Origin of the sequence: Streptomyces sp. P9(2023) (assembly GCF_032436795.1) — a bacterium.
Taxonomy (GTDB): Bacteria; Actinomycetota; Actinomycetes; order Streptomycetales; family Streptomycetaceae; genus Streptomyces.
Map to the genome: position 1 here is coordinate 1 of NZ_JAUPWM010000022.1, position 25,675 is coordinate 25,675.

Annotated in this window: 17 protein-coding genes, 3 tRNA genes and 1 pseudogene; 15 read left to right on the plus strand and 6 right to left on the minus strand. The window is 67.6% G+C overall.

From position 1 onward, the window contains the following. Positions 1-263 precede the first annotated feature (263 nt). The 3 genes and pseudogenes from Q5762_RS24540 to Q5762_RS24550 form a co-directional block, all read left to right on the plus strand. Positions 264-1,526 (plus strand): FAD-dependent oxidoreductase, encoded by a 1,263-nt coding sequence (locus Q5762_RS24540; protein WP_315894392.1) that lies wholly within the window; start codon positions 264-266, stop codon positions 1,524-1,526. 22 nt (positions 1,527-1,548) lie between these two features. After that, positions 1,549-3,471: a DNA primase gene (gene dnaG / locus Q5762_RS24545; protein WP_315894393.1), complete on the plus strand. Its 1,923-nt coding sequence runs from the start codon at positions 1,549-1,551 to the stop codon at positions 3,469-3,471. 102 nt (positions 3,472-3,573) lie between these two features. Further along, a pseudogene (locus Q5762_RS24550) lies at positions 3,574-4,707 on the plus strand (RNA polymerase sigma factor); the annotation flags it as partial. Here the strand turns inward: Q5762_RS24550 and Q5762_RS24555 are convergent. The 4 genes from Q5762_RS24555 to Q5762_RS24570 form a co-directional block, all read right to left on the minus strand. Next, a complete protein-coding gene (locus tag Q5762_RS24555) occupies positions 4,704-6,695 on the minus strand; it encodes an ABC transporter ATP-binding protein (protein WP_315894394.1) in 1,992 nt (663 codons plus the stop codon). The pseudogene Q5762_RS24550 and the gene Q5762_RS24555 sit on opposite strands and share 4 nt — an antisense overlap. Next, on the minus strand, positions 6,695-8,428 hold the full coding sequence (locus tag Q5762_RS24560) for an ABC transporter ATP-binding protein (protein ID WP_315894395.1): 1,734 nt from the start codon (positions 8,426-8,428) through the stop codon (positions 6,695-6,697). Before Q5762_RS24560 ends, Q5762_RS24555 begins: the two co-directional genes overlap by 1 nt. Before the next feature lie 175 nt (positions 8,429-8,603). Then, positions 8,604-10,043 (minus strand): FGGY family carbohydrate kinase, encoded by a 1,440-nt coding sequence (locus Q5762_RS24565; protein ID WP_315894396.1) that lies wholly within the window; start codon positions 10,041-10,043, stop codon positions 8,604-8,606. A gap of 85 nt (positions 10,044-10,128) precedes the next feature. After that, entirely contained in the window at positions 10,129-10,431 is a 303-nt protein-coding gene (locus tag Q5762_RS24570; protein ID WP_315894397.1) for a YtxH domain-containing protein, read from the minus strand. 168 nt (positions 10,432-10,599) lie between these two features. Here Q5762_RS24570 and Q5762_RS24575 point away from each other — a divergent pair. The 3 genes from Q5762_RS24575 (at position 10,600) to Q5762_RS24585 (ending at position 11,003) form a co-directional block, all read left to right on the plus strand. Next, a tRNA-Asn gene (locus Q5762_RS24575) sits at positions 10,600-10,672 on the plus strand. Positions 10,673-10,677: 5 nt separating this feature from the next. Then, positions 10,678-10,750: transfer RNA gene (locus Q5762_RS24580), tRNA-Asn, on the plus strand. Positions 10,751-10,926: 176 nt separating this feature from the next. Then, positions 10,927-11,003 (plus strand) — tRNA-Ile (locus tag Q5762_RS24585). A gap of 750 nt (positions 11,004-11,753) precedes the next feature. Here Q5762_RS24585 and Q5762_RS24590 read toward each other — a convergent pair. Then, on the minus strand, positions 11,754-12,203 hold the full coding sequence (locus Q5762_RS24590; RefSeq protein ID WP_315894398.1) for a hypothetical protein: 450 nt from the start codon (positions 12,201-12,203) through the stop codon (positions 11,754-11,756). Between the two features lie 970 nt (positions 12,204-13,173). Here Q5762_RS24590 and Q5762_RS24595 point away from each other — a divergent pair. Then, the gene (locus tag Q5762_RS24595; RefSeq protein WP_315894399.1) at positions 13,174-13,860 is read left to right on the plus strand and encodes a hypothetical protein; all 687 of its coding nucleotides are present in this window, start codon (positions 13,174-13,176) and stop codon (positions 13,858-13,860) included. Between the two features lie 59 nt (positions 13,861-13,919). On the opposite strand, the gene Q5762_RS24600 is transcribed toward Q5762_RS24595, so the two are convergent. After that, positions 13,920-14,168, minus strand: coding sequence for a hypothetical protein (locus tag Q5762_RS24600; protein ID WP_315894400.1), 249 nt, complete (start codon positions 14,166-14,168; stop codon positions 13,920-13,922). Positions 14,169-14,568: 400 nt separating this feature from the next. On the opposite strand from Q5762_RS24600, the gene Q5762_RS24605 reads away from it, so the two are divergent. The 8 genes from Q5762_RS24605 (at position 14,569) to Q5762_RS24640 (ending at position 25,606) form a co-directional block, all read left to right on the plus strand. Beyond that, complete coding sequence (locus Q5762_RS24605) at positions 14,569-14,880, plus strand: hypothetical protein (RefSeq protein WP_315894401.1); 312 nt, start codon at positions 14,569-14,571, stop codon at positions 14,878-14,880. Positions 14,881-15,421: 541 nt separating this feature from the next. Further along, on the plus strand, positions 15,422-15,898 hold the full coding sequence (locus Q5762_RS24610) for a hypothetical protein (RefSeq protein WP_315894402.1): 477 nt from the start codon (positions 15,422-15,424) through the stop codon (positions 15,896-15,898). Between the two features lie 79 nt (positions 15,899-15,977). After that, a complete protein-coding gene (locus tag Q5762_RS24615) occupies positions 15,978-16,925 on the plus strand; it encodes a hypothetical protein (RefSeq protein WP_315894403.1) in 948 nt (315 codons plus the stop codon). 368 nt (positions 16,926-17,293) lie between these two features. Then, positions 17,294-17,461 (plus strand): hypothetical protein, encoded by a 168-nt coding sequence (locus Q5762_RS24620; RefSeq protein ID WP_315894404.1) that lies wholly within the window; start codon positions 17,294-17,296, stop codon positions 17,459-17,461. A gap of 69 nt (positions 17,462-17,530) precedes the next feature. After that, on the plus strand, positions 17,531-18,943 hold the full coding sequence (locus Q5762_RS24625) for a hypothetical protein (protein ID WP_315894405.1): 1,413 nt from the start codon (positions 17,531-17,533) through the stop codon (positions 18,941-18,943). Continuing rightward, positions 18,940-19,641, plus strand: coding sequence for an ABC transporter ATP-binding protein (locus Q5762_RS24630; protein WP_315894406.1), 702 nt, complete (start codon positions 18,940-18,942; stop codon positions 19,639-19,641). The genes Q5762_RS24625 and Q5762_RS24630 overlap by 4 nt, the downstream gene beginning before the upstream one ends. Before the next feature lie 11 nt (positions 19,642-19,652). Then, on the plus strand, positions 19,653-20,906 hold the full coding sequence (locus tag Q5762_RS24635; protein WP_315894469.1) for an ABC transporter permease: 1,254 nt from the start codon (positions 19,653-19,655) through the stop codon (positions 20,904-20,906). Positions 20,907-21,175: 269 nt separating this feature from the next. Then, entirely contained in the window at positions 21,176-25,606 is a 4,431-nt protein-coding gene (locus Q5762_RS24640) for a hypothetical protein (RefSeq protein ID WP_315894407.1), read from the plus strand. Positions 25,607-25,675 lie beyond the last annotated feature (69 nt).

Consider the following 25,675-nt stretch of genomic DNA (forward strand, 5'->3'; position numbering starts at 1 on the left):
TTTGTCTTCACACACTGACCAACGGGCGCCCTTCGCCATGGTCGCGACCAGGACGAACATTGGACTCAATCATCTAGGGCCTGGGCGGATCATGGCCGGGGCCGACCCTGATCCGCCGGACAGGCCCTAGGGACGCCGGCCCGCCCCCGCCCTCTTTCGCCATCACGCTCCGTGCGGGACGCTCGGCTCAGGGCCCGAGGCGGTAACGGTCGCCGAACGCCCGGAGGCGTAGCGTAGAAGCGGTCGCAACGAGGAGGCATCAAGTGGTCGACGCAGATCAGACCTTCGTCATCGTCGGCGGGGGACTGGCCGGGGCCAAGGCGGCGGAGACGCTCCGCTCCGAGGGGTTCACCGGTCGGGTGATCCTCATCGGCGACGAGCGCGACCACCCCTACGAACGCCCACCGCTCTCCAAGGGCTACCTCACCGGCAAGGAGGAGCGCGACAGCGTCTTCGTCCACGAGGCCGCCTGGTACGCCCGCGCCGAGGTCGAGCTCCACCTCGGGCAGCCCGTCACCACCGTCGACCGCGAGGACCGCACCGTACGCCTCGGTGACGGCACCACCATCCGCTACGACCGGCTGCTGCTCGCCACCGGCTCCGAGCCGCGCCGGCTCGACGTCCCCGGCACCGGCCTTGCCGGCGTCCACCATCTGCGCCGGCTCGCCCACGCCGACCGGCTGCGCCAGGTCCTGGCCGCCCTCGGCCGCGACAACGGCCACCTGGTGATCGCGGGCGGCGGCTGGATCGGCCTGGAGGTCGCCGCCGCGGCCCGCGGCTACGGCGCCGAGGTCACCGTCGTCGAGTCCGAGCCCACCCCGCTCCACCAGGTCCTCGGCCCCGAGCTCGGCCAGCTCTTCGCGGATCTGCACACCGAGCACGGCGTCCGCTTCGTCTTCGGCTCCCGGCTCACCGAGATCGTCGGCCAGGACGGCATGGTCCTCGCCGTCCGCACCGACGACGGCGAGGAGCACCCCGCCCACGCCGTCCTCGCCGCGATCGGCGCCGCCCCGCGCACCGCCCTCGCCGAGGCCGCCGGACTCGCCCTGGTCGACCGCGCCCACGGCGGCGGCATCGCCGTCGACGCCTCGCTGCGCACCTCCGACCCGGACATCTTCGCGGCCGGGGACGTCGCCGCCGCCCACCACCCGCTCCTGAACAGCCGGCTGCGCGTCGAGCACTGGGCCAACGCCCTCAACGGCGGCCCGGCCGCCGCCCGCGCCATGCTCGGCCAGCACGTCTCGTACGACCGCGTCCCCTACTTCTTCTCCGACCAGTACGACCTCGGCATGGAGTACTCGGGCTGGGCGCCGCCCGGCTCCTACGACCAGGTGGTGGCCCGCGGCGACGTCGGCAAGCGGGAGTTCATCGCCTTCTGGCTGAAGGACCGCAAGGTGCTCGCCGGGATGAACGTGAATGTGTGGGACGTCACAGAGACCGTCCAGAAGCTCATCCGCGCCCAGTCGCCGGTGGACACCGACGCCCTCGCCGATCCCTCGGTCCCGTTGGAGAGTCTCGTCCCCTAGTCCGCCCACGTAGACTTCCTGCGTGGCAGGCAGGATCAACGATGACGACGTGAAGGCGGTACGGGACGCGGTCCCGATCGACGCCGTCGTGTCCGAGTACCTCCAGCTCCGCAACGCCGGCGGCGGCAACCTCAAGGGCCTCTGCCCCTTCCACGACGAGAAGTCCCCGTCCTTCCAGGTCAGCCCGAGCAAGGGTCTGTTCCACTGCTTCGGCTGCCAGGAAGGCGGCGACACGATCGCCTTCGTGATGAAGATCGACCACCTCTCCTTCTCGGAGACGGTCGAGCGCCTCGCCGCCAAGGCGGGCATCACCCTGCGCTACGAAGAGGGCGGCTACAACCCCGGCCACCAGCGCGGCGAGCGGATCCGCCTGGTCGAGGCGCACAAGGTCGCCGCCCAGTTCTACATCGACCAACTCGGCTCGCCCGAGGCCGAGATCGGCCGGAAGTTCCTCGCCGAGCGCGGTTTCGACCAGGCCGCCGCCGAGCACTTCGGCGTCGGCTACTCCCCGGCGGGCTGGGACCACCTCACCCGCTTCCTGCGCGGCAAGGGCTTCTCCGACAAGGAGCTGATCCTCTCCGGGATCTCCCAGGACGGCCGCCGCGGCCCCATCGACCGCTTCCGCGGCCGGCTGATGTGGCCGATCCGGGACGTCGGCGGCGACGTCGTCGGCTTCGGCGCGCGCAAGCTCCGCGACGACGACAACGGGCCCAAGTACCTGAACACGCCCGAGACGCCGATCTACAAGAAGTCCCAGGTGCTCTACGGCATCGACCTGGCCAAGAAGGACATCGCCAAGGTCAGCCGGGCCGTCGTGGTCGAGGGCTACACCGACGTCATGGCCTGCCACCTGGCCGGCGTCACCACCGCCATCGCCACCTGCGGCACCGCCTTCGGTGGCGACCACATCAAGATCCTCCGCCGGCTCCTGATGGACAACGGCTCGGCCCGCGTCATCTTCACCTTCGACGGCGACGCCGCCGGCCAGAAGGCCGCCCTGCGCGCCTTCGAGGACGACCAGAAGTTCGCCGCCGAGACCTACATCGCCATCGCCCCCGACGGCATGGACCCCTGCGACCTGCGGCTCGCCAAGGGCGACCAGGCCGTCGCCGAGCTGGTCGAGCCGCGCACCCCGCTGTTCGAGTTCGCGCTGCGCCAGATCGTGAAGCGGTACGACCTGGAGACCCCGGCCGGCCGGGCCGCCGCGCTCGACGAGGCCGCGCCGATCGTCGCCCGGATCAAGAACATCGCCTCCCAGCACGAGGTCGCCGTCCAGCTCGCCGGCATGCTCGGCATCCTCGACACCCCGTTCGTCGTCAAGCGCGTCGCCCAGATCGCCCGCTGGCAGCGCGACCGCGGCGGCCGGGGCACACCGATGTCGGCGACCCAGCAGCATGGGGCCTCCGGTGCCCGAAGGGCTACGGGGGAGTACGAGACCACCCAGGCGCCCAGCACGCCCGCGGGCCCCGCGCTCAACCTGCGCAGCCCCGCCCACCGCACCGAGCGCGAACTGCTCAAGCTCGCCCTCCAGCGGCCCGAGCTGGTCTCCCCGGCCTTCGACGCGTACGGCGCCGACGAGTTCACCGCCCCGCCCTACGCGGCCGTCCGCCAGTGCGTCCAGGAAGCGGGCGGCGCGACCGGCGCGCCCGCCGACTATCTGTCCGTGGTCCGCGAGGCCGCCCCCAACGACACGGTCCGCGCACTCGTCACCGAACTCGCCGTCGAGACGCTCTTCGCCAAGGTCGTCGACGAGGTCTACGCGGGCGCCCAGCTCGTCTCCGTCCGGCTGCGCGCAGTCGACCGCCGGATCCAGGACATCCAGGGCTCTCTGGCCCGCCTCGGCGCCAACGGCGACCCCGCCCAAGTCGCCGCCGTACAGAACGAGTTGTGGGTCCTCACCCAGTACGCGCAGTCGCTGCGCACCAACGGCGCCGCCGCGCTCTAGGAGCGCTCTGACGTTCGGTCACCTCCCGAACTCAAAAAGTCACCGCACGCCCCTCGTGGCGGCGATGTGTCGTACCCCACACTGGGAAGCGGTGCCTGAGCCCCCGGAGCACCGGCAGCGATCACCCTGGAGGTCGCCCCCGTGCAGACCCAGACCCTGTCCCCGACGGATGTCGTGCCCGGGCAGCGCCCGGCCGCCCACCACCCGGAGGCGCCGGCCTCCAAAGAGCAGGCCGAGGGAGCCGATCCGCCGGAGCCCACCGAGTTCGTGGACGACGCGCCCGAACCGGAACCGGCTCCGCGCCGCGTCGACCCCGGCGGGAACGGGCCCTCCTCCGACCTCTTCCGCCAGTACCTGCGCGAGATAGGCCGTATCCCGCTGCTCACCGCCGCCGAGGAGGTCGAGCTCGCCCGCCGCGTAGAGGCCGGGCTCTTCGCCGAGGCGAAACTCGCGAGCGCCGCCTCCCTGGACTCGCAGCTGGCGCTCGACCTGGACCGGCTCGTCGTCCTCGGCCGGATGGCCAAGCGCCGGCTCATCGAGGCCAACCTGCGGCTCGTCGTCTCCGTCGCCAAGCGGTACGTCGGGCGCGGCCTGACCATGCTCGACCTGGTCCAGGAAGGGAACCTGGGCCTGATCAGGGCCGTGGAGAAGTTCGACTACGCGCGCGGCTACAAGTTCTCGACGTACGCGACCTGGTGGATCCGCCAGGCGATGTCCCGGGCCCTCGCCGACCAGGCCCGGACCATCCGCGTCCCCGTCCACGTCGTCGAACTGATCAACCGCGTGATCCGGGTGCAGCGCCGCATGCTCCAGGAGCGTGGCTACGAGCCCACCCCGGAGGAGGTCGCCGCCCAGCTCGACCTGGCCCCCGAGCGGGTCGGCGAGGTGCTCCGCCTCGCCCAGGAACCGGTCTCCCTGCACGCCCCCGTCGGCGAGGAGGACGACGTCGCGCTCGGCGACCTCATCGAGGACGGCGACGCGACGAGCCCGGTGGAGTCGGCGGCGTTCCTGCTGCTCCGCGAGCACCTGGAGGCGGTCCTCTCCACCCTCGGCGAGCGCGAACGTAAGGTGGTCCAGCTCCGCTACGGCCTGGACGACGGCAGGCCCCGCACCCTGGAGGAGATCGGCCGGCTCTTCGGCGTGACGCGCGAACGCATCCGCCAGATCGAGTCGAAGACCCTCAACAAGCTGCGGGACCACGCCTTCGCGGACCAGCTGCGGGGCTATCTGGACTAGTCGACCTCGGCGACCGCCTGCGCGAACTGGGCCGCGTAGAGGCGGGCGTACGCGCCGCCCGCCGCCAACAGCTCGTCGTGCGCGCCCTGTTCGACGATCGAGCCGTTCTCCATCACCAGGATCACGTCCGCGTCCCGGATGGTGGAGAGCCGGTGGGCGATCACGAACGAGGTGCGCCCGTGGGCCAGGCGCGCCATCGCCTTCTGGATGAGGACCTCGGTACGGGTGTCGACCGAGCTGGTCGCCTCGTCCAGGACGAGGATCACCGGGTCGGAGAGGAACGCCCGCGCGATGGTGATCAACTGCTTCTCACCGGCGCTGACGTTGCCGCCCTCGTCGTCGATGACGCTGTCGTAGCCGTCGGGAAGGGTACGGATGAACCGGTCGGCGTGCGCGGCCCGCGCCGCCTCCTCGATCCGCTCCCGCGTGACCGCTCCGCCCGCGCCGTACGCGATGTTCTCCGCGATCGTCCCGCCGAAGAGCCAGGTGTCCTGGAGGACCATGCCGATCCCGGACCGGAGCTCCTCGCGGGACATCGCCGAGATGTCCTCCCCGTCGAGCGTGATCCGGCCGCCGGTGACCTCGTAGAACCGCATCAGCAGGTTCACGAGCGTGGTCTTGCCGGCGCCGGTCGGGCCGACGATCGCGACCGTCTGGCCCGGTTCCACCGTGACGGACAGCTCCTCGATGAGCGGCTTGTCCGGCTCGTAGCGGAACGACACCTCCTCCAGCGCCACCTTGCCCATCGCCACGTTGCCCAGGGTCACCTTGTCCAGCGCCACCTTGTCCAGCGCCACCCCGCCCGGCGACTCCGACGGCCGCTCGGCCGACGCCGGGGAGTCCGGGGTCTGCTCCTCCGCGTCGAGCAGCTCGAAGATCCGCTCGGCCGAGGCGACGCCCGACTGCACCAGGTTCGCCATCGAGGCGACCTGCGTCAGCGGCATCGAGAACTGGCGCGAGTACTGGATGAACGCCTGCACGTCACCGATCGACAGCGTGCCGCTCGCCACCCGCAGCCCGCCGACGACGGCGACAAGCACGTAGTTGATGTTCGAGATGAAGAACATCACCGGCTGCATCACACCGCTGTTGAACTGGGCCTTGAAACCGGCCTCGTACAGCGCCTCGTTCTGCTCGCGGAAGTCGGCCGCCGACTCGTCCTGCCGCCCGAAGACCTTCACCAGCGCGTGGCCGGTGTACATCTCCTCCACATGGGCGTTGAGGGTGCCCGTGGACTTCCACTGCTGCACGAAGTGCGGCTGCGACCGCTTGCCGACCTTCGTCGCCACGACCACCGACACCGGCACGGTCACCAGCGCGACCAGTGCGAGCAGCGGCGAGATCCAGAACATCATCGCAAGGACGCCGACGATGGTCAGCAGCGAGTTGATCAGCTGCCCCATCGACTGCTGGAGCGTCTGCGAGATGTTGTCGATGTCGTTCGTCGCCCGGCTCAGCACCTCGCCGCGCTTGGCCTTGTCGAAGTACGACAGCGGCAGCCGCGCCAGCTTCGCCTGCACGTCCTCCCGCATCCGGTAGACGGTCCGGTTGATCACCTTGATCGACATCCGGGTCGACACCAGCATGAGCAGACCGGCCGCCACGTAGATCGCGAGGACCCACAGCAGCACCTCGCCGACGGCCGTGAAGTCGATGCCCTGCCCGGGGGTGAAGTCCACCCCGGACAGCATGTCGGCCATCCCGCCGTCGCCCTTGGCCCGCAGGCCCTCGATCGCCTGCGCCTTCGTCGTGCCGTCGGGCATCTGCCGCCCGACCACGCCCGCGAAGACCAGGTCGGTCGCCTTGCCGAGGATCTTCGGGCCGACCACCGAGGCCGCCACGCTGAGCACACCGGTGAACAGCATCAGCCACAGCGCGCCCCGCTCGGGCGCCAGCTGCCGCAGCAGCCGCTTGCCCGAGCCCTTGAAGTCCATCGACCGCTGGTCGGGGCCGCCACCGGCCATCATCCGTCCGCCAGGACCGGCCATCAGGCTGCCTCCGCCTCGGTCAGCTGGGAGAGCACGATCTCCCGGTACGTCTCATTGCCCGCCATCAGCTCGTGGTGGCGCCCGGTACCCACGACCCGGCCCTCGTCGAGGACCACGATGCGGTCGGCCTCCCGGATGGTCGACACCCGCTGGGCGACGATCACGACGGTCGAGTCCGCCGTCTCCGCCTTCAGCGCCTCCCGCAGCAGCGCGTCCGTCCGGTAGTCCAGCGCCGAGAACGAGTCGTCGAAGAGATAGATCTCCGGCCGCTGCACCAGCGTCCGGGCGATCGCGAGCCGCTGCCGCTGACCGCCGGACACATTGGTGCCGCCCTGCGCGATCGGCGCGTCGAGCCCGTGCTCCAGCTTCTTCACGAAGTCGGCCGCCTGCGCGACCTCAAGCGCGTGCCACAGCTCCTCGTCGCTCGCGTCGGGCTTGCCGTACCGCAGGTTCGTCGCCACCGTCCCGGAGAAGAGGTACGGCTTCTGCGGGACGAGCCCCACCGTCCGCGCCATCAGCTCCGGCCCCAGCTTCCGTACGTCCACGCCGTCGACGAGCACCTCGCCGCCGGTCACGTCGAACAACCGCGGCACCAGGCCGAGCAGCGTCGACTTGCCGCTGCCGGTCGAGCCGATGATCGCCGTCGTCTCGCCCGGCCGCGCCACCAGCTCCACGTCCCGCAGCACCGACTCCTCGGCGCCCGGGTAGCGGAAGTCCGCGCTCCGGACCTCCAGATGGCCGCGCCGCACCAGCTCGCGCACCGGCTCGGCCGGCGGCACGACGCTGCTGTCGGTGGAGAGGACCTCCTCGATGCGCTCGGCGCACACCTCGGCGCGCGGCACCATCATGAACATGAAGGTGGCCATCATCACGGCCATCACGATCTGCATCAGATACGCGAGGAAGGCGGTCAGCGCGCCGATCTCCATCCCACCGCTGTCGATGCGGTGCGCTCCGAACCAGACCACCGCGATGCTGGAGATGTTCACGACCGTCATCACGGTCGGGAACATCAGCGCCATCAGCCGGCCGGTCGCCATCGAGACGTCGGTCAGCTCGGTGTTGGAGACCTTGAACCGGTCCCGCTCGTACCCGTCCTTCACGAAGGCCCGGATCACGCGGTTGCCGGTGATCTGCTCGCGCAGTACCCGGTTCACCGTGTCGAGCCGCTCCTGCATCGTCCGGAACAGCGGGCGCATCTTCTTCACGATCAGCGAGACCGCGATGCCGAGGATCGGCACGACCGCGATCAGCACCGCCGACAGCGGCACGTCGAGGCTCAGCGCCATGACGATGCCGCCGACGCACATGATCGGCGCGGAGACCATCAGCGTGAACGCCATCAGGACCAGCATCTGGACCTGCTGGACGTCATTGGTGGTACGGGTGATCAGCGACGGCGCGCCGAACTGCCCGACCTCGCGGGCCGAGAACGACTGCACCCGCTCGAAGACGGCGGCCCGGACGTCCCGGCCGAGGGCGGATGCGGTCCTGGCGCCGTAGTACACGGCGCCGACGTTGCAGACGACCTGGATCACGGAGACGGCGACCATCAGGGCGCCGAACCGCAGGATGTAGCCGGTGTCCCCTTCGACGACACCGTTGTCGATGATGTCGGCGTTCAGGGTCGGCAGGTAGAGGGACGCGCAGGTCTGCAGGAACTGGAGCAGGACCAGCAGGCCGATGGGCTTCTTGTACGGTCGAAGGTGGGTTCGGAGAAGTCGTAGGAGCACGGGTCCTACTATCGCCCCCGGCCCCCGGACGTTACGAGCGGGTTTTGTCGAGTCTTGAACGGACTCCGCTACCAGCCGAATGCGCCACGGCGACGAGTCGAACGCACGGCATCGAACGCACGACGGCTACCCGCCGAACGAACGCACGGGTCGAACGCACGGCGGCTACCGGCTGCTACCCGCCGAACGCGCCCGGGTGGGTCTGCTCGCGGGTGGCCACGTACTGCTGCCGGACCGCCTGCCCGACCGCCAGCTCCTCGCCGGGCTCGAGAATCTGCGCGGCGGCGCCCTGCCAGGCCGGCGGAGCGGTCGGGGAGAGCGTGCCACGCGACACCCCGAGCGCCCACGCGGCCTGCCGGGCCGCGCCCAGCGCCGCGTAGTCCGCGGGCTGCGGGACGACGACCTGCGCGCCGAAGATCGCCGGGGCGATCGCCTGGACGGCCGGCAGCCCGGCCGCCGCGCCGAGCAGGAACACCCGGCGCACCTCGACCCCACGGCCGCGCAGCACGTCCATGGCGTCGGTCAGCGCGCAGAGCATGCCCTCGAACGCGGCCCGCGCGAGGTGCTCGGGCTTCATCGACTCGCGGCGCAGCCCGCTGAGCGTGCCCGCGGTGTGCGGCAGCATCGGGGTGCGCTCGCCCTCCAGGTAGGGGAGCAGGACGAGTCCGGAGGCGCCCGGCGTCGACTTCAGGGCCAGCGCCGACAGCTCCTCCAGGCTCTCCGCGCCGAGCATCTCGGCGGTGCCGCGCAGCGCCCGTACCGCGTTCGAGGTGTGGACGACGGGCAGGTGCATCCCGGCCGCGTCGGCGAAGGAGGTGATCAGACCCTGCGGGTCGGCGAGCGCCTCGTGGTGCACGGCCATCACGGAGCCGGAAGCACCGAGCGAGACGACCGCGTCGCCGGGCGCGAGGCCGAGCCCCAGGGCGGCGGCCATCGTCTCGCCGGTACCGGCGGAGATCAGCAGGCCCTCGGGGGTCGTTCCGGCGGCCTCGGCGGGGCCGAGCACCTCGGGGAGCATGGCCTGGTGACCGAGCGCCAGCTCGACGAGGTCGGGGCGGTACGCGCCCGCGCCGGCCGACCAGTAGCCGGTGGCGGAGGCGGCGCCGCGGTCGGTGGTCCGGCGCGCGGGCCGGCCGAGGAGCTGCCAGACCAGCCAGTCGTGCGGCTGCAGGAGCATCGCGACGCGCTGGGCGTGCTCCGGTTCGGAGCGGGCCAGCCAGCGGAGCTTGGCGACCGGCTGCCCGGCCTGCGGCACGGAGCCGACGGCCTCGGCCCAGGCCTGCCGCCCGCCGAAGGCCTCGACCAGATCGGCCGCGGCCACCTGCGCGCGCTTGTCGTTGCCGACGAGCGCGGGCCGGACGAGCCCGCCCTGCGCGTCGAGCGGTACGAGCCCGTGCTGCTGGGCGGAGACCCCGATGGCCTGCACCCCTTCGAGCAGCCCGCCGCCGGCCGCCTCGCCGAGCGAGAGCAACCACGCCTGCGGGTCGACGTCGGTGGCCTTGGGCTCACCCGGGTGCGGGGCGTACCCCTGACGCAGTACGGCACCCGTGTCCGCGTCGCAGACGACGATGCGTGTGAACTCGGCTGAGCTGTCCAAGCCGGCGACTATCCCCATGGAGGAGATTCTGCCGCACGCGGAGGAGTAGGGGGAGCGCGTGCGGGGTAGGAGTGCCGTTTTTGGCCCCCGACGCGCCGCCTTCTCAGGTGTTGCTCACACCCCAGTCGTCCTCCGTCACCTGACCGTTGTGGTGGCGGAGCGAGTGGATCCGGTCGGTGACCGACGCCGGGATCTTGTCCCCGACCTTGTCGCTCACCGCGTGGAACGCCTTGCCGGCGACCTGGCGGCCGGTCTGCGCCGCGGACTCGGCGGCGTTGCGGACCGCCGGGTTCTGCGAGAAGTCCCTGGCCGATTTCTTCATCTGCTCGTAGCGCTCACGCCCGGCGCGCGTGCCGATGACGTAACCGAGGGCCAGCCCCACGACGAACGTCAGCTTGTACCGCACGGCGGCACCACCTTCCCTTGAGCTTCCCTGTTGCCTCACTCGTGCCCACGAGCGCCCACGGCATACCGATTGGCGGAGCACCCCCCTGCTTGCGCTAATGTATGTGTCGCAGCGAGCGCGCGCCGCCCGGGAACACCCGAGGTGGATCCGTTCGGTGCAACGCAGCAATCCCCTGTAGCTCAATTGGCAGAGCAGCCGGCTGTTAACCGGCAGGTTACTGGTTCGAGTCCAGTCGGGGGAGCGCGATCCCCTGTAGCTCAATTGGCAGAGCATTCGGCTGTTAACCGGAGGGTTGCTGGTTCGAGTCCAGCCGGGGGAGCGAACGAGAAAGGACCCTGAGGGGTCCTTTTTTGTATGTCCGGGAACCGCTCGCCACGCTGCGAAGTCCTCATGGTCGAGCAGCGCGCAGCGGACGCCGACCATCCGGAGCAGGAGATCGTATGAGCGGCTATGCTGCGGCAGACGGCGCGCACACATGTACGCGCCACGCGGTAAGGGGCGGTAGCTCAGCCGGTTAGAGCAGCGGACTCATAATCCGTCGGCCGTGGGTTCGAGTCCCACCCGCCCCACCACGGAAAAACGTTCTGACCTGCGAAAACGCCCCTGGAGGGGTGGTTTCGCGTGTGGCGTTTGCCTCTCATCGGTGAGGCGAGGCGGGCGCCCCTGGTCTGCCTCACCGGGCCCTAGCCTTCTTGACCTGGGGTTTTAGGTGGAACCTGGGTGTGGAGACACGGCGATGATCCCACGGCGATCCCACGGCTTCTGCGTGTGACACGCCGCATACTGCGCGGAATTCTGCGTCCTTGTTTGACGCCCCTTCGTTCCATCGGCCAGTTGGCCGGGGGCTTGTCGGTGGGGTTCCGGGGTCGCTTGTGCGGTGGGTAGCTGGGGGCCGATCGTGATGACCTGGTGGCTGGTGTTGATCAGCCGGTCAAAAGGCGACTCGGCGAAGGCCGGGCGGAAGAGCGGATACCAGTCGCTGGGCGCCCGGGTGCTGGTGATGATCAAGGACCGGCCCTGGCGTTCGCCAACCAGCTCGCAGAGGTCGGCGGCCCGGGCTGCTTTCGCTGGCCCGTCGCGAAGTCGTTGAGGATGAGGACGTCGGGGCTGACCAGCTCGCGCATTCGCTTCGAGCGGCAGGTCACCCTGGGGGAGTTCAGTTGAGGGGTACCTCGCCCGCCGAAGCCGTTCGGCGTGATCGCGGCGCGGTTTGCCGGGCTCGTGGTCGGCCTCCGTGCCGGTTTCCTCCCGGCCGCCCGGATGGGGGCCGTGTGGGGCGTTGTCTCGCGTGTGGGGAACGAACCCGCGCCTGCTAGAACACTTCAGGACACACGATCCGGCGGGAAGCGAGCCGCGCCTGCCGGCATCGCATCTGCTGCCCGCCCCAGGCGGCCCACGTGGTGCGGCTGAGCTGTGGCGCGGCGAGTGCGGTCTGGCTGGTCACGCTGGAGGACGGTATCCGGGTGGTGGTGAAGGCCTCCGGCATGGCCGTTTCGGTCGGGATCTGGTGGCGAGGGAGGGGCCGGGCGCTTAACGGCAGCCCGACCCCTGTCAGCGCAGTACGTGGCGCGGTTCTCGGCAGCGGTGCTTTGCCAGTCGCCGAGGACGAGGTGTCCGCCGACCTTGTTGAGGTTGTAGGTGCCGCCGGTGTACCAGATGCCGTCGTAGTTCAGGCCGATGAGAGAGGTGTAGAGGCCCCAGGTGCCGTTGTTGTACTGGTAGGCCATGACGATGTCGTCCTTGCCGTCCCCGTTGGTGTTGCCGGAGGCCATGCGGTCGCCGACGTTGGAGGTCGCGAAGCTGCCGGAGTCGTAGTCGGTGGCGCGGGTGAAGCTGCTGCCGGTGGAGGTATCGGCGGTAGATCCGCATGGTGCCGTCCCTCTGGTCGTACGCGGTGGTCGGCTCGGCCTTCCCCGGCTTGGTGGCCTTGTCGTAGCCCAGGCCCTTGAAGCCGCTGGGGGAGTAGTACGACTTGGTGGTGTGGCGGCTGGCGTCGCCGGTGCTGTACTCGTCGTAGACCCACATCTCCGTCTTGCTGGAGTCGGTCCACTTGTCGAAGAGGGCGACATCGCCGTCCTCGAGGATCGCGTCACCCGGCTGCGGGCTGTCCAGGGAGATGTATGTGGTGTCTCCGAAGGCGTCGAGGGACACGTGTGTTGCGGTCCCAGCCGTCGCTCTTCTTGGGGAGCCGCCAGGCAATGGAGCCTGCCCAGGGGCCGCCCGGGCAGGCTCACTTTTCGGATAGGCGCTGGCCCACCACAGACCGCAGGCACGCCGAGTGGCAGGCGGTGGAACCCCGATGCCACCTGCCGCTCGGATGCGGGTCAGTCCGTGATCTCGACGTGGCGGGCCTTGACCGCCTGCCGTCTGGGGTGTGACCTGGCGCGCCCACTCGAAAAGGGCGGGAAATAATCCACCGCCATGGCCGGTCGAGGGGATCACCCGGCCTCAGGCTCTGGTGCGGCTGGTGGACGCCTCTCCTGCGACATCGCTCGGTTGGCCCCGTGCAGGGCGCTGGATGCTGGGCGTCCACCTAGCGTGGAGAACTGTCCGTCGCGACACCCTGCGGAGGAGGTGCTCATGGCCGCAACCAGCCCGCCCGAGCAGCCCCCGGGAGGCGGTTCGGGAGGTCCGCAGAGTGGGGAGTACAGCTGGAGCCAACCACCGGGACAGCCGCCAGCTCCACCGGCGAAAGGCCGCCGCCGTGGTTGCCTCTGGGGCTGCTTGGGCGCCCTGGGACTCGTGGTGGTCATCCTCGTGATCACCCTGGTGGCCAACAGCGGGGGAGAGAAGACAACCACCCCGACGCAGTCCACTCCTCAGGTGACCGGAACCACATCGCAGTCGTCACCGTCCGCCGAGCCGACGCCCACGGCCATCCCGGCCATCCGTCTCTCAGGGCAAGGTAAGAAGGCGACCCAGAGCTTCACCGTGACGGATGGTCTGGCCGTCTTCCGCTCAACCTGTTCCTCCTGCTCAGCCAACTTCATCGTCACGCTTCTGGACTCATCGGGGCGGACAAAGGACCTGCTGGTCAACACGATTGGCGCGTACGACGGGTCGAAGGCGGAGGGGCTCAGCGCCGGCAGCTACCGGCTCAACATCACTGGCGACGCCGCATGGTCAGTCACCATCACGCAGCCTCGGAACCAGCCCGCAGTCGCGCTTCCGCAGACTTACGAAGGCGAAGGCGACCAGGTCAGGGGCCCCTTCGACGCGGACCACGCGGTCGAGGTGCAGGGCGCGAACACAGGCCGGGGCAACTTCATCGTCGTCGTTCTCGACGCCGAGGGAGGCACGCAGGACCTCGCCTTCAACGAGATCGGAACGTTCAATGGATCGACTGTCTCGCAGATGTTCGGCGGTGGGCCCTACTACATCAACGTGACGTCGGACGGCACCTGGACGCTGCGGTTGTCCAAGCCGTAACGACCTTGCCAGCTATTGATGTTGAGGGGTGCTGGACTGAGGTTCGGTCGGTGGGTGGTTCAGCATGCCGTCGTGCTGACGGGCACGAGGTCGGTGCTGGGCTTGCGACGGGTGGTTCGCTGGGCCGCGCGGTCGGAGAGCAGGGCGGCGATGGCCCGGTGGGTGGCCGGGTAGTGCTCCCGGCGCCCGAGGAACCGTTGGAGCGGGCGCAATTGCTTGTGCTCGGCGTTGGCGTCCTCGACGCAGATCCTTCGGGAGGACTGGCGTTGCCGCAGTTCGCGCCAGGCGTGTTGCTCGCCGAGCGGCACGTTGTCGCCTTTCGGATTCCTTGGCCGGAGTCGGTGGGGTTCCGGGATCGCTTGTCCGGTCGATAGCTGGGGCCGTTCGTGATGACCTGGTGGCTGGTGATGATCAAGGACCGGTCCTGGCGTTCGCAGACCAGCTCGCACCGGCAGCATGGACTGCCGTCAGCTGGCGCGTCGAGAAGTCGTCGAGGGCGAGGCCGTCGGGGCGGACCAGCTCGCGCCTTCACTTCGAGCGGCAGGTCACCCTGGGGGAGTTCAGCCGAGGGGCAGCAATTCGCCTGCCGACGCGTCGGCGCGATCGTGGCGCGGTTCGCCGGGCTCGTGGTCGCGTGCCGGCTTCCTCCCGGCCGCCCGGGGGCCGTGGGCGTTCGGTTGTCTCGCGGGTGAGGCAACGAACCCGCGCGTGCGAGAGCACCTCAGGACGCACGGCCCGGCGGGAAGCGAGCCGCGCCTGCCGGCACTCCACCTGCTGCCTGGCCCGGCCCAGCGACGCACGCGGTGCGGCTGCGCGGTGGCGCGCACCCTGCTCCTCCTCGACCGGCATCCAGACACCCGCCACGCCAGGCTGGACGCGCTCGCCGCCCATGACGCCGAGCGGCGTACGGAGCCGGCGCGCTCCCTGCTCGGCTACCTGGACTTCTTCGGCGATGTGCGGAGGTGCCGCAGCTGGCTTGGGGTTCGAGGTGTCCGCCTGCGGGATGCACGTGGTCGTTGATGTGCGCATGGGGCGGGGATGTCTGACGGACGCGGAGTGGGAACGGTTGCGGCCGTTCCTGCCGGTCAGTACCAGGCGATGTGGCAGATGGCGTGATCGCTGGCAGGCGAGCGACGGGATGCTCTGCGGCATCCCTAGTTCGAACAGATCCGCCACCGCTCGGGATCAACTCGGCTCAATACCTTGCGAGTTCGAGTTTCCAGACACCGGGTATTGCGAGCACCCAGAGCATCAAACGCGGCGTCAAAATCGGCAGTCGTCCCGTATGCCCCTGCTTGCGAAGCAGGTCACCTTTATGGATCTTGAATTGATCGCGCCGAAGTGTAAGGTGGCCTCACATGGATTTCCGCAGGCCCGGGGGGGCTCAAGAGGCCTGTATCGCACTTTCGCACAAGTGCTGACGCTTGCCATGCTGCGATCGCACAAAATGCGTACCCTCTCCTCGGCTTCGGTGAAATCCAAGGAAGCCGTCTGCCCACCGTTTGACGTTGACTCAATGGCGGGCGGCAACTTTTCAGATTACTAGGAGGGGGATCTAGCAGTGCGCATTAAATCGATTGCACTTGTCTTTGCCGGCGTATTTGCGGCGCTCATGATGAGTGCAGCACCCAGCGCCGCGTATGGCGACAACCCGAATGACGGAAAGATTTACAAGTGCGGGAGGAACGGCAACTTCCCGCTTTGTGTCTACTGGGGTTCGAACCATACGGGTGCCAAGGTCGGGATCTTCGGCAAGGTTCACAACTACGACGCCAATCCGTGGAACTGCTCCTCCCAGGGATGTGGAAAGTACTGGTATTCCGAAGGGGAAAACCTGAAGGGATATGGCACGTATGTAAAGAACAACACGGCATCGGTGTACAACTACAACGACACCAGTACCCGCGTTTTCTTCAACAGTGGCTGGGGTGGCCCGTCGGATGAGTGGGACCCGTGGGGGTGGGGTACCTACTTCGGTAATCTCAACGCGACCTTCAACGACAACGCCTCGCAGGCTCGAGTTTGCGGCGAGTGTTAGCCCGCCACAAGCCAGGTCGGCCGAGAGTTCCTCGGCCGACCTGGCCGGTACTTGATCGGATCCCTTTATGTTCAAGCACATGCCTTCAGCGCTCGGGCTTTCAGGAACCTTGCTGATCGCTGCCTCCCTGGTCGGATGCTCCGGTGTTGCATCCGAGAGTGACAAGACATCGAGCAACGAGCGCGACCTGACATCACTCGAGTATTCGAAACCTTCAAACGCCCCGGACATCAAGTCCGCCACGATACCTACCCTTCCGATCGAAGGTTATCTGGTATCGCAGAAGGAGAAGGAGCAGATACTCAAGGCCTCACGCATGGTGGCCAAGTCATGCATGGCACGCTTCGGGTTCAGCTATTCATGGAGCGCAGCGTCCGGACAGAGGGTTACCTCGGACGACAATGCCTCAAATAGATCGCGGCGGTACGGGATCGTAGATTCCGCAGCAGCCTCGAAGTACGGGTACGGACTCGGCGCCGACAATGTTCAGGGGCCTTCGGAACAGGCGCCTAGTGCAGCAATGAGCGAAGCGGCCACTCGCGTCTTTCTGGGAAATTCTGACCCGACTGTCAAGGTGGAGAGCGGCGCCAAGGTAAACGGGCAGAAGATACCCGAAGGAGGGTGCGCCGGAGAAGCGAAGCGGAAGATCGGAAACGGCCTTTCGAATCGAGCCGCGAATGATATCAACATGGCTAGTTTCACCGTGTCGTTGAATGACGAAAAGGTCAAGGCTGTATTGGGGCAGTGGTCTCAATGCATGCAGAAGCGTGGATATGATTTCAATTCTCCGCTCGACCCGCTCAAGACCATGGGCGCTGGATCTGCAACACCGCGGGAGAAGGTGACCGCCGACGCCGATGTTCAGTGCAAGTACGAAACCAATCTCATTGGCATATGGAACTCCGTTGAGTCGGCGATACAGAAAGCGATGATCGGGAAGAAGGAGGAGATCCTCGAAGAGGGACGGCGCGAGACCGACCGCTCGGTGAGGAACGCCTCAACCGTTCTGTCAGGGGATAGCCGATGAGGCGCGCGGCTGCCGTCATCGCAGCGGTGGCCCTCGGCGCAGTGGCCGCCGCATGCTCGGCCCCATCCCCCGAAATCGGCCCTGAGCACAGTCCATCAGCCCGTGCCTCACAGAGCGCTGGGGTGGAGTCCGGGCCGGCCGCCTCTGCAGATCCTGTCGTAGACGAGGCGGCCGTCCACGGACGTCTGGTCTCCATGGTCAACGACCTACGCGGCAGGTTCGGGGAGGGCACGAACTCGCCGTGTTCATCCTCGTCATCGAGTCTCTTCACAAGCAACTGCGCAGATACGGTCGCCGAAACTGGGCGCGTCGCACGGACCGCAGCTGACCTGACCAAGTCCAGCCAGAAATACCGGACGTTGCGATCAGTGACAAGCAAGGTCCTTGAAGCCGAGCGCGGTTACAAGGAAGCCCACTGCGCCCAGAATCCCACGACCTCCTCCACTCGGTCCAAGTGCCTGGCCCACGGTGCGGTCATCGCCCAGGCGCCGGTCGATCTGCACCAGGGCGTTGTCGCCGGGCTCTCGGGGAACTGAGAGTAGTTAGCACAAGTAAGCGAAACAGCGTCAGCGACTCGTAGCTGACGTATGAATACGGGAGGGCTCGTGCCTGAAGGCGAGCAGAGTGTTCGGGCTGTGGGGCTCATGCGCCGACGCCGATGGATCGTGATGGTCGCCGCCGGAGCGGTCCTTGTGTCTGGCGCAGGGTTGGCGGCGGCGCGGATGGTCAAGTCGCCGGCCCAGGCCGCGCTGGATTCAACGGCTCCACCACCCAGCGTCATCACGGCTGGTGTGGAGCACAGAGTGCTCGCCGACTCAGTGATCCTCCGCGGCACCGTGACTGCTGAACAGTCAGTAGACGTCACTCCGGCGGGAGGCACGTCGGAAGGGTCTGCTGTCGTCACCAAGCTACGTGCTTCCGTGGGTACCCAGCTCGCGGCAGGACAGGTTTTGGCGGAAGTGTCGGGGCGTCCCGTCTTCGTCCTCCAGGGACGACTGCCTGTCTACCGAGATCTCAAACCCGGAATGGAGGGGGACGACGTCGCTCAGCTGCAGACGGCGCTCCGCCAGGTCGGACATGGCGTCGGCGCAGACCGTAAGGGCCACTTCGGGGTCGGTACCAAGGCCGCGCTCACGGCGTTCTACTCGCGCATCGGCTACGACCCCTTGCCGGCAAGGACGGATGGGGAAGGCGAGGTCGAGACAGCAGCGGCGGCGGTCACAGAGGCGGAACGTGCCCTGGAGGACGTCCAGGTCACACCGCAGGCCTCAGGCGCCTGGACGAAATCACCCGAGGCAGCCGTCCCGACGAGCAAGGACGTGGAGCGCGCTCGCGAAGACCTGCGCAAGGCACGGGGACGACTCGCGGAGACCAGGGCCAAGACCGGCCCGATGCTCCCCGCTTCGGAGGTCGTCCTTGTCTCTGGGTTTCCGGCTCGGGTCGACAGCCTGACCGCCAAGGTGGGCAGCACCGTCTCCGGAAAGATTCTCACCGTGTCGGCGGGTGCGCTGGTTGTGAACGGCTATCTTCAGCAGCATCAAAAGGGGCTGGTGCGTCCGGGACAACGGGTGCAGATTCTGTCTGAAGTCACGGGCACAACCGCATCCGCATCAGTCGCATCGGTGTCGGAGACCATCCAACAGGAGCAGTCCGTCACGGCTGATGGACGCCCGGACGGTCCGTCCACGCCCAACGGATACCTGTTGGTCGTCAAGCCGACAAAGGAACTGTCTTCGGAACTGGCCGGACAGGACGTCAGGCTCACCGTGCAGGCAGCCGCGACCAAGGGGAAGGCGCTTGTCGTGCCGGTTTCTGCTATTACCGCGGGCGTTGACGGCCAGACCTCTGTGACCGTCCTGACGGAGGCCGGGGCAAAGCGGAAGGTCCCGGTCACTACGGGCACCACCGGAGACGGGTACGTGGAAATCCGCCCACACGCGGGTCACCGGCTAGCCGAAGGCGAGCGAGTCATCATCGGCATCCGGAATAATGCGGGGCTCCAGGGACAGCCCCGGTGACTCTCCATGAGCCGGCCGAGGCGCCTGTGATCGATCTCCGGGGCACGGGTCTGACCTACGCCGGTCCCCCACCAGTCGTGGCATTGCGACCGTGCGACCTGGTGGTTCGGCCAGGCGAGTTCGTCACGGTCGTGGGTCCCTCAGGAGCGGGTAAATCCACGCTGCTCAATATCATCGGCCTGCTCGACATCCCCACACACGGCACCTATCTCCTGGACGGTCGCGACACGGCTGGACTGCGAGACGCGGACCGCACCGCACTTCGAGGCCACCGCATCGGCTTCGTCTTCCAGTCCTTCCATCTGCTTCCCCACCGCACCGCGCTGGAGAACGTGGCCCTGGCTCTCGTCTACCGGAGCGTCAGCCGCAAGGAACGGATGAGTAGCGCCAGAGAAGCACTGGTCCGCGTCGGTCTGGAGCACCGTATCGATGCCGTGCCATCCACTCTGTCGGGCGGTGAACGTCAACGGGTGGCCATCGCCCGGGCGATGGTCGGTCGCCCATCACTCCTTCTGTGCGATGAACCAACGGGCAATCTCGATACCTCAACTGCCGCCTCCATTCTGGAGTTGCTGCACGAGTTGCACGCAGCCGGCATGACCATTCTCGTCATTACGCATGATCCAGCAGTGGCTGAGCAGGGCGAACGAACGATCACTATCCGCGACGGACGGCTGACGGAGGAGGCAAGGAGATGAGGCGCAGCCTCATGCCGATAACGCGGCTGCGCCGAGGTCGCCACGAGACGGGGTCCATACCCGTCCCGCGGTTCTCCGTACGGGACGTACTGGCGGAGTCAACTGCCGGGATGCTTCAGCGTCCCGCGCGCTCGATACTCACGTCAGTGGGGACGGTTCTGGGTGTGGGCACCTTCGTGGCTGTCCTGGGGCTGACGGCAACAGCCTCCTCGCAGATCGACGAGCGTTTCAACGCCCTGAGTGCGACCGAAGTGACCATCGAGGACGTCGCGAAGGATCAGGACGAGTTCGTGGATCTCGCCTTCCCGGCCGATGGGGAGCGGCAGGTAGAGCGCCTCAACGGAGTCGAACATGCCGGGGTGTACTGGCCCGTTCAGTTGAAGGACGGCAGCGCCGTGCGCTCGGCACCCGTGGGAGTCTCACGCGGTGGGGAGGACATCCAAGTCATCGCCGCCTCCTCCGGTGTCCTCGATGCCGCCGGTCCGTCGATCGTCCAAGGGAGGACCTTTGATCTCTGGCACGACAGAACCCGGCAGCGTGTGGCCGTTGTTGGATCCGGGGTCGCCGACCAGCTCGGCATCTCAACCGTAGAGACTCAGCCGGCGGTCTTCATCGGTAACGAGGCGTTCACCGTCGTCGGCGTGATCGGCGACGTGGAGCGCAAGACAGATCTTCTCTTGTCTGTTGTCGTCCCGCGCTCAACGGCACAGCACATATGGGGTGCCCCCAAGGACGGCGCCAAGATGCTGGTGTCGACCCGCCTCGGCGCAGCGACCCAGGTCGCCCAGGAATCCCCGTCGGCGCTCGACCCAGCCCATCCCCAGTACTTCAAGGCCATCCCCCCGCCGGACCCGCGAAGCCTGCGGGGAGAGGTCACTGGTGACCTCGACCAGCTCTTTCTCCTCCTGGCGGCGATCTGCCTCTTCATCGGAGCAGTCGGAATTGCCAACACCACACTCGTAGCCGTGCTGGAGCGCACGAGTGAGATCGGGCTGCGGCGTGCCCTGGGAGCACGCGGTCGGCACATCACCACTCAGTTCCTCACCGAATCAGCGGCCTTGGGAGCCCTGGGTGGCCTCGTCGGTACCTCCCTCGGCACGATGACCGTTGTTGGAGTTGCGATCGCCCGCGGCTGGACGCCCGTCATCCATTCCATGACGGTGACAACTGCTCCCGCTATCGGCCTGGCGACCGGTCTGCTGGCCGGCCTGTATCCGGCGTGGAGAGCTTCCCGCATCGCGCCCGTGGAGGCGCTGCGCCGCTGACTCACTGGTGCCGGGTGTCCGGGCTTGTTTCTTCAGCCTCGGCATCGTTCTGGACTTGCGACGGCGGGGATCACCCGGCCCGTGCTCGACGCAGCCCAGTGAGTGCGCGCCGCCCGGGCTTCTACCTGTGCCGCCAGTAACTCCCGGCTTCCCCATGGCGCCTCGCGACATGCGGTCGTGCCGTGGGGTGTCCACGTCATCAGGCGTGGATCGAATCCCCATGAAGGAAACGTGTGAAACACATAAGAAGACGAATAGGGCGCTTGCGCGTGCCTGTAACCGTCACGATGGCCACCGCGCTCGCGATACCGCTCAGCTTGCCCGCTCAGGCTGCTGAGCCCACCCCGCCCAAGAGCGCGGCACAAGGCTGGAAGAATCAGCCGGAGACGACCATTGCCAAGCCGTCCGCGATCCCCGCGAAGGATCGCGCGAAGACTCTTGGCGCTCAGTACAAGGCGTCCAGGGACACCGCCTTCACCACGAGCGGGGACGGGGCCGGCTTCCACCTGCTTGTCGCCGACGAGGCCAACGGGTACGGATGGAAGACGGCTGCCACGCTGCGTGAGGACGGCTTCGACGCCGACGCGTGGATCGGCAACGCCTGCCTGACCTCTTCCGGCGAGTACGCGGCCGTTGCCTACGCACCTCGTACATTCACCAACCGGCCCGAGCTGATGGTGCGCGGTGCGTTCACTGCCGTCGTGAACCTTGGCACGGGCCAGGTCACCAAGCTGCCGTTCACAGCATCACTCGCGTACTTCAGCCCCGGCTGCGGCGATGGCGAACAGGTGGTGTTCACGCAACTCACGCATGATGGCGACAAGAAGCAGCAGACCCGGCTGATCACCGTGGGTGCGAAGACCGGCAAGCAGTCCAAGTCGGCCACGTTCCCCGGCCAGGTCACCTCCGCGATCCCGACCAAGAACGGAATCGTCGCCGCACACGGCAACAGGCTCGTCCGCCTCAACGGTGCCAAGGAAACCGAGCTCGTGCGTACGCGCACGGTGCCGTTCCAGCTCACCGCCGATGCCGACGGCGGCGTGACGTTCATCGACCGTGAGCTGGACAAGAAGGCGTCGATCGAGCCGCGGAGCTGGGCCCAGTATCTGACCCCGGCCAAGACGCGCGGTGGCAGGACTGCTGCTGCCACGGTGGCGGGAGGGAAGCTCGAAGCCTGGGATCTGACCCGCACGGCCTCCGGACGCGTGGTCATCACCGGCAAGGCCGACAGCAAGGGAAAGCTGCCCGCCCGCATCGCCAATCCGGGAGGTCTGGACAAGGGCGCGCGCATGTCCAGTCTGGGACGGGCCGCCGTGTCCACCACGTGGGCTGATGGCAAGACGAGCCTGATCACCCAGGAGGAAGGCAGCGCCGTCCGCTCCGCGCGCATGCAACTCAAGCTGCTGACCACGGGCAAGACGGTCACCCTCGACGCGAAGCCCGCCGCAAACGGCAAAAACTCCGCCACGGGCATCCGGACTTCTCCGGTGCTGTCCGGCGGTGCAAAGGCCGGCAGCGGCGCCACCGGCATGTCCGCCCAGAGCATGGGCGTCCAGGCATTGTCCGCATCGCCGACCGGCCCGAGCGAGGGTACCGACGAACGGTACTGCGCGGTGGCGCGGAACGACGTGAAGAAGCAGGCGTTCCAGCCCACCCCGCGCCAGGTGGAGTGGGCCGTCGACCAAGCCGTCGTGGGCAAGCTGGACTTCTACCGCTCGCCCGACTGGAAGAACACCGGAACGGGCGGGTACCAGCCGCAGGGACTCTTCCCGCCGCTCGTCCTCGAAGGCGACCCCAACGGCACCCTCGACACCGAGGACGGCACCAACGACAAGTGGCACGTCCCCGCGCAGATTCTCCTGGGCATCACCGCCCAGGAGTCCAACATGTGGCAGGCCACCAGGTTCGCCGTGCCGGGCGTGACAGCGAACAGCCTGATCGGCAACTACTACGGCACCCAGTACACCTCCGACGGCACCCAGGCCGACCCGTGGCGCATCAACTGGTCCGAAGCCGACTGCGGCTACGGGATCACCCAGGCGACCGACGGCATGCGCCTGCCCGGCAAGGAGAAGGAGGGTGAAACCGCGCTCAGCACGCTCACCCAGGAAGCCGTGGCGCTGGACTACACCGCGAACATCGCCTACGGCGCGCGGATCCTGTCCGACAAGTGGAACCAGACCCGCCGGGCCGGCATGAAGATCAACGACGGCCACCCCAAGTGGATCGAGAACTGGTTCTACGCTCTGTGGGCGTACAACTCCGGTTTCTACGAGACCCCCGACTCCGCCGGACACAGGGGCGTGGGCTGGACGAACAACCCCGCCAACCCGCTGTGGAAGGCGAACCGCGTCCCGTTCCTGCAGAACGCCCTGGACGCTTCGAAGGACGACTACAGCCACGCCGCGCACCCGCAGGACTGGCCCTACCAAGAGAAGGTGATCGGCTGGGCCGGGCGCCCGATCTCGGCCATGTTCGCCCCGGGCGACTTCCAGGCCGGATACCGGCCCGCCTGGTGGAACACCGTCATCGACCGCGTCACCTCCAAGCCGCCCGTCGACACCTTCTGCGACGCCTCCAACGACTGCGATCCGTCGAAGATCAGCGACACCGACTCCAACGACCCCGGCTTGGGCGCATGCAAGCTGGACAGCGGTGACAGCGACACCAACCCGAATTGGCTGCACTGCTGGTGGGGCCAGTCCGCGCAGTGGAAGGACTGTGGCCAGGCGGCCGAGTGCGGTTACGCGGTGCATCGGTTCAACACCAGCTACCCGGAGCAGCCGGACGGCACCGCCTACCCGCCCCGCTGCACCAACACCGACATCCCCAGCAACGCGCTGATCATCGATGATGTGCCGAACGGCACGGTCCCGGCAGGATCCGACACTCGAGGATGCGGTCCGGTGAAGTCCGCTGGAACGTTCAATCTGACGTACCAGCCCTCCGACATCATCGACGCCGAGACCGGGGCCACGATCACCACCTACCCCGGTAAAATCGACACCCACCAGATCGGCGCCGCGTACGGCAACCACTTCTGGTTCACCCACACCCGCTCCCCCGAGACCTTCCCCGCCCCGGGCGACCGCATGAAGGTCACCGGAACCTGGAGGCTCGGCAGCCAGATCACCACCCACAACGGTCAGGCGAAGGTCTTCGCACACATCCCCGACCACGGTGCCCAGACTGGTGCCGCCACGTACCGGATCACCACCCAGGACGGCGTGGAGGAGGTGACGATCTCGCAGAAGGCCAACCAGTCCAACAAGTGGGTCGACCTCGGCGCGTACTTCTTCAACGGGGTCACGCCCGAAGTGAGCCTGGACAACTTCAACGGAGGCGACGGAAGCGCGAACATCGCCTTCGACGCCATCGCGTTCGCACCAGGCGTGTGGAACGGCATGAACATGGGGACTTTCCCGAGCCCGAACCCGAACGCGCCGGAACCGGCCGATGTGGAACCCCCGAGCAGCATCTCCGACCGCTTCTTCAGCCTGGGCGTCGCCGGCTCTGCGGCTACGACCTTCCAGACGACCGACGCTGCCTCCACCGCGCGGGCGACCGGCGCCGCCTCGACCACCGCCGCCTCGTCCGCGGCTACTTCGACCGGTGACACCGTGTCCTGCTCGATCGTGGAAATGTCCATGACGTACACGCGGACCGACGCGTGCGTGGTGGACGAGGTCTACATCAACCAGCCCGCCACCCAGACCACACCGGCCAAGCAGGCTAAGTTCGACTACCGGCACGAAATCGACGTCGACCCGCGGACCAACGTCATCACCCAGCGGGTCACGATCGGCCTCGACAGCATGACGAACGCCACGAGGGCATCGTTCGACGTGAACTTCGACTGCCGCGGTTACTGCGTCCTCGGTCCCAAGACGACGACCAGCGGTAGCGGTACGTTCAACAAGGGTGACACCAGCCTGTACCAGCTGGAGCAGAAGACCACCTGGAACGGTACGGGCACGGACGTCATCGTTCCGCACTGGTCCTTCAGCGGCTCCCTGGACAGCGTTCCGACGAAGAGCACGCTGACGGCGGAGAAGGACGAACTGACGATCCGCTGCGACAACGTCGTGGTCAACGCCGGAACCGGCTGCGTGTTCTCGTACTACAAGCCGACCTACGTGCTGAACTCAAAGAAGTTCCCCGGAGCGGCGGCCCACATCGCCTTCATGTGGAAGAAGACGAAGATCACGTACGGAAACAAGAACGGCGGCAAGCCGCTGACCTACCTCGCCGACAAGCTCGCCGACGACGGTTCCGGTAAGCCCCAGAAGGACCGGAACCGCGCCAAGATCTGCGGCTCCACCTTCAAGAAGTTCCAGGGCACGGGAGACTTCTCCGACCTGTGGGGCAAGACCGACGGCATCAGCTGCGACGAGTTCGTCTTCGCCAACGCCTACCAGAGCGCGGGCACTCCGATCTCCAACGGAGGCACGAACCCGGTCACCAAGAACGGCCATGAGTGCATCCAGACGTACATCAAGCGGAACGCGGACGGCACCTCGTCCATCCACCTGCGTCCGGACGCCCCGCTCCCGACGTACAACGAGCCCTGCGGCCGGTCCAGCATGTCCACCTGGCAGAACACCCAGTCGATGCAGCCGTTCGGCGCCTTCATCGGCCGGCAGCGTCTGCACCAGGACGACAACTACTGGGTCGACCTGGACGGATTCGTCCTGCCCTAGTCCCTAGCTGAACGAAGAGGGCCACCGGAAGAACAATCCGGTGGCCCTCTCCTTTTGATTCTCAGACTT

Bases quoted from the DNA above. Each gene is read 5' to 3' on its own strand.
- Q5762_RS24555 (WP_315894394.1), bottom strand. From the start codon at position 6,695: ATGGCCGGTCCTGGCGGACGGATGATGGCCGGTGGCGGCCCCGACCAG.
- Q5762_RS24565 (WP_315894396.1), bottom strand. From the start codon at position 10,043: ATGGGGATAGTCGCCGGCTTGGACAGCTCAGCCGAGTTCACACGCATC.
- Q5762_RS24590 (WP_315894398.1), bottom strand. From the start codon at position 12,203: ATGGCCTCCGGCAACACCAACGGGGACGGCAAGGACGACATCGTCATG.
- Q5762_RS24615 (WP_315894403.1), top strand. From the start codon at position 15,978: ATGCCTTCAGCGCTCGGGCTTTCAGGAACCTTGCTGATCGCTGCCTCC.
- Q5762_RS24635 (WP_315894469.1), top strand. From the start codon at position 19,653: ATGCCGATAACGCGGCTGCGCCGAGGTCGCCACGAGACGGGGTCCATA.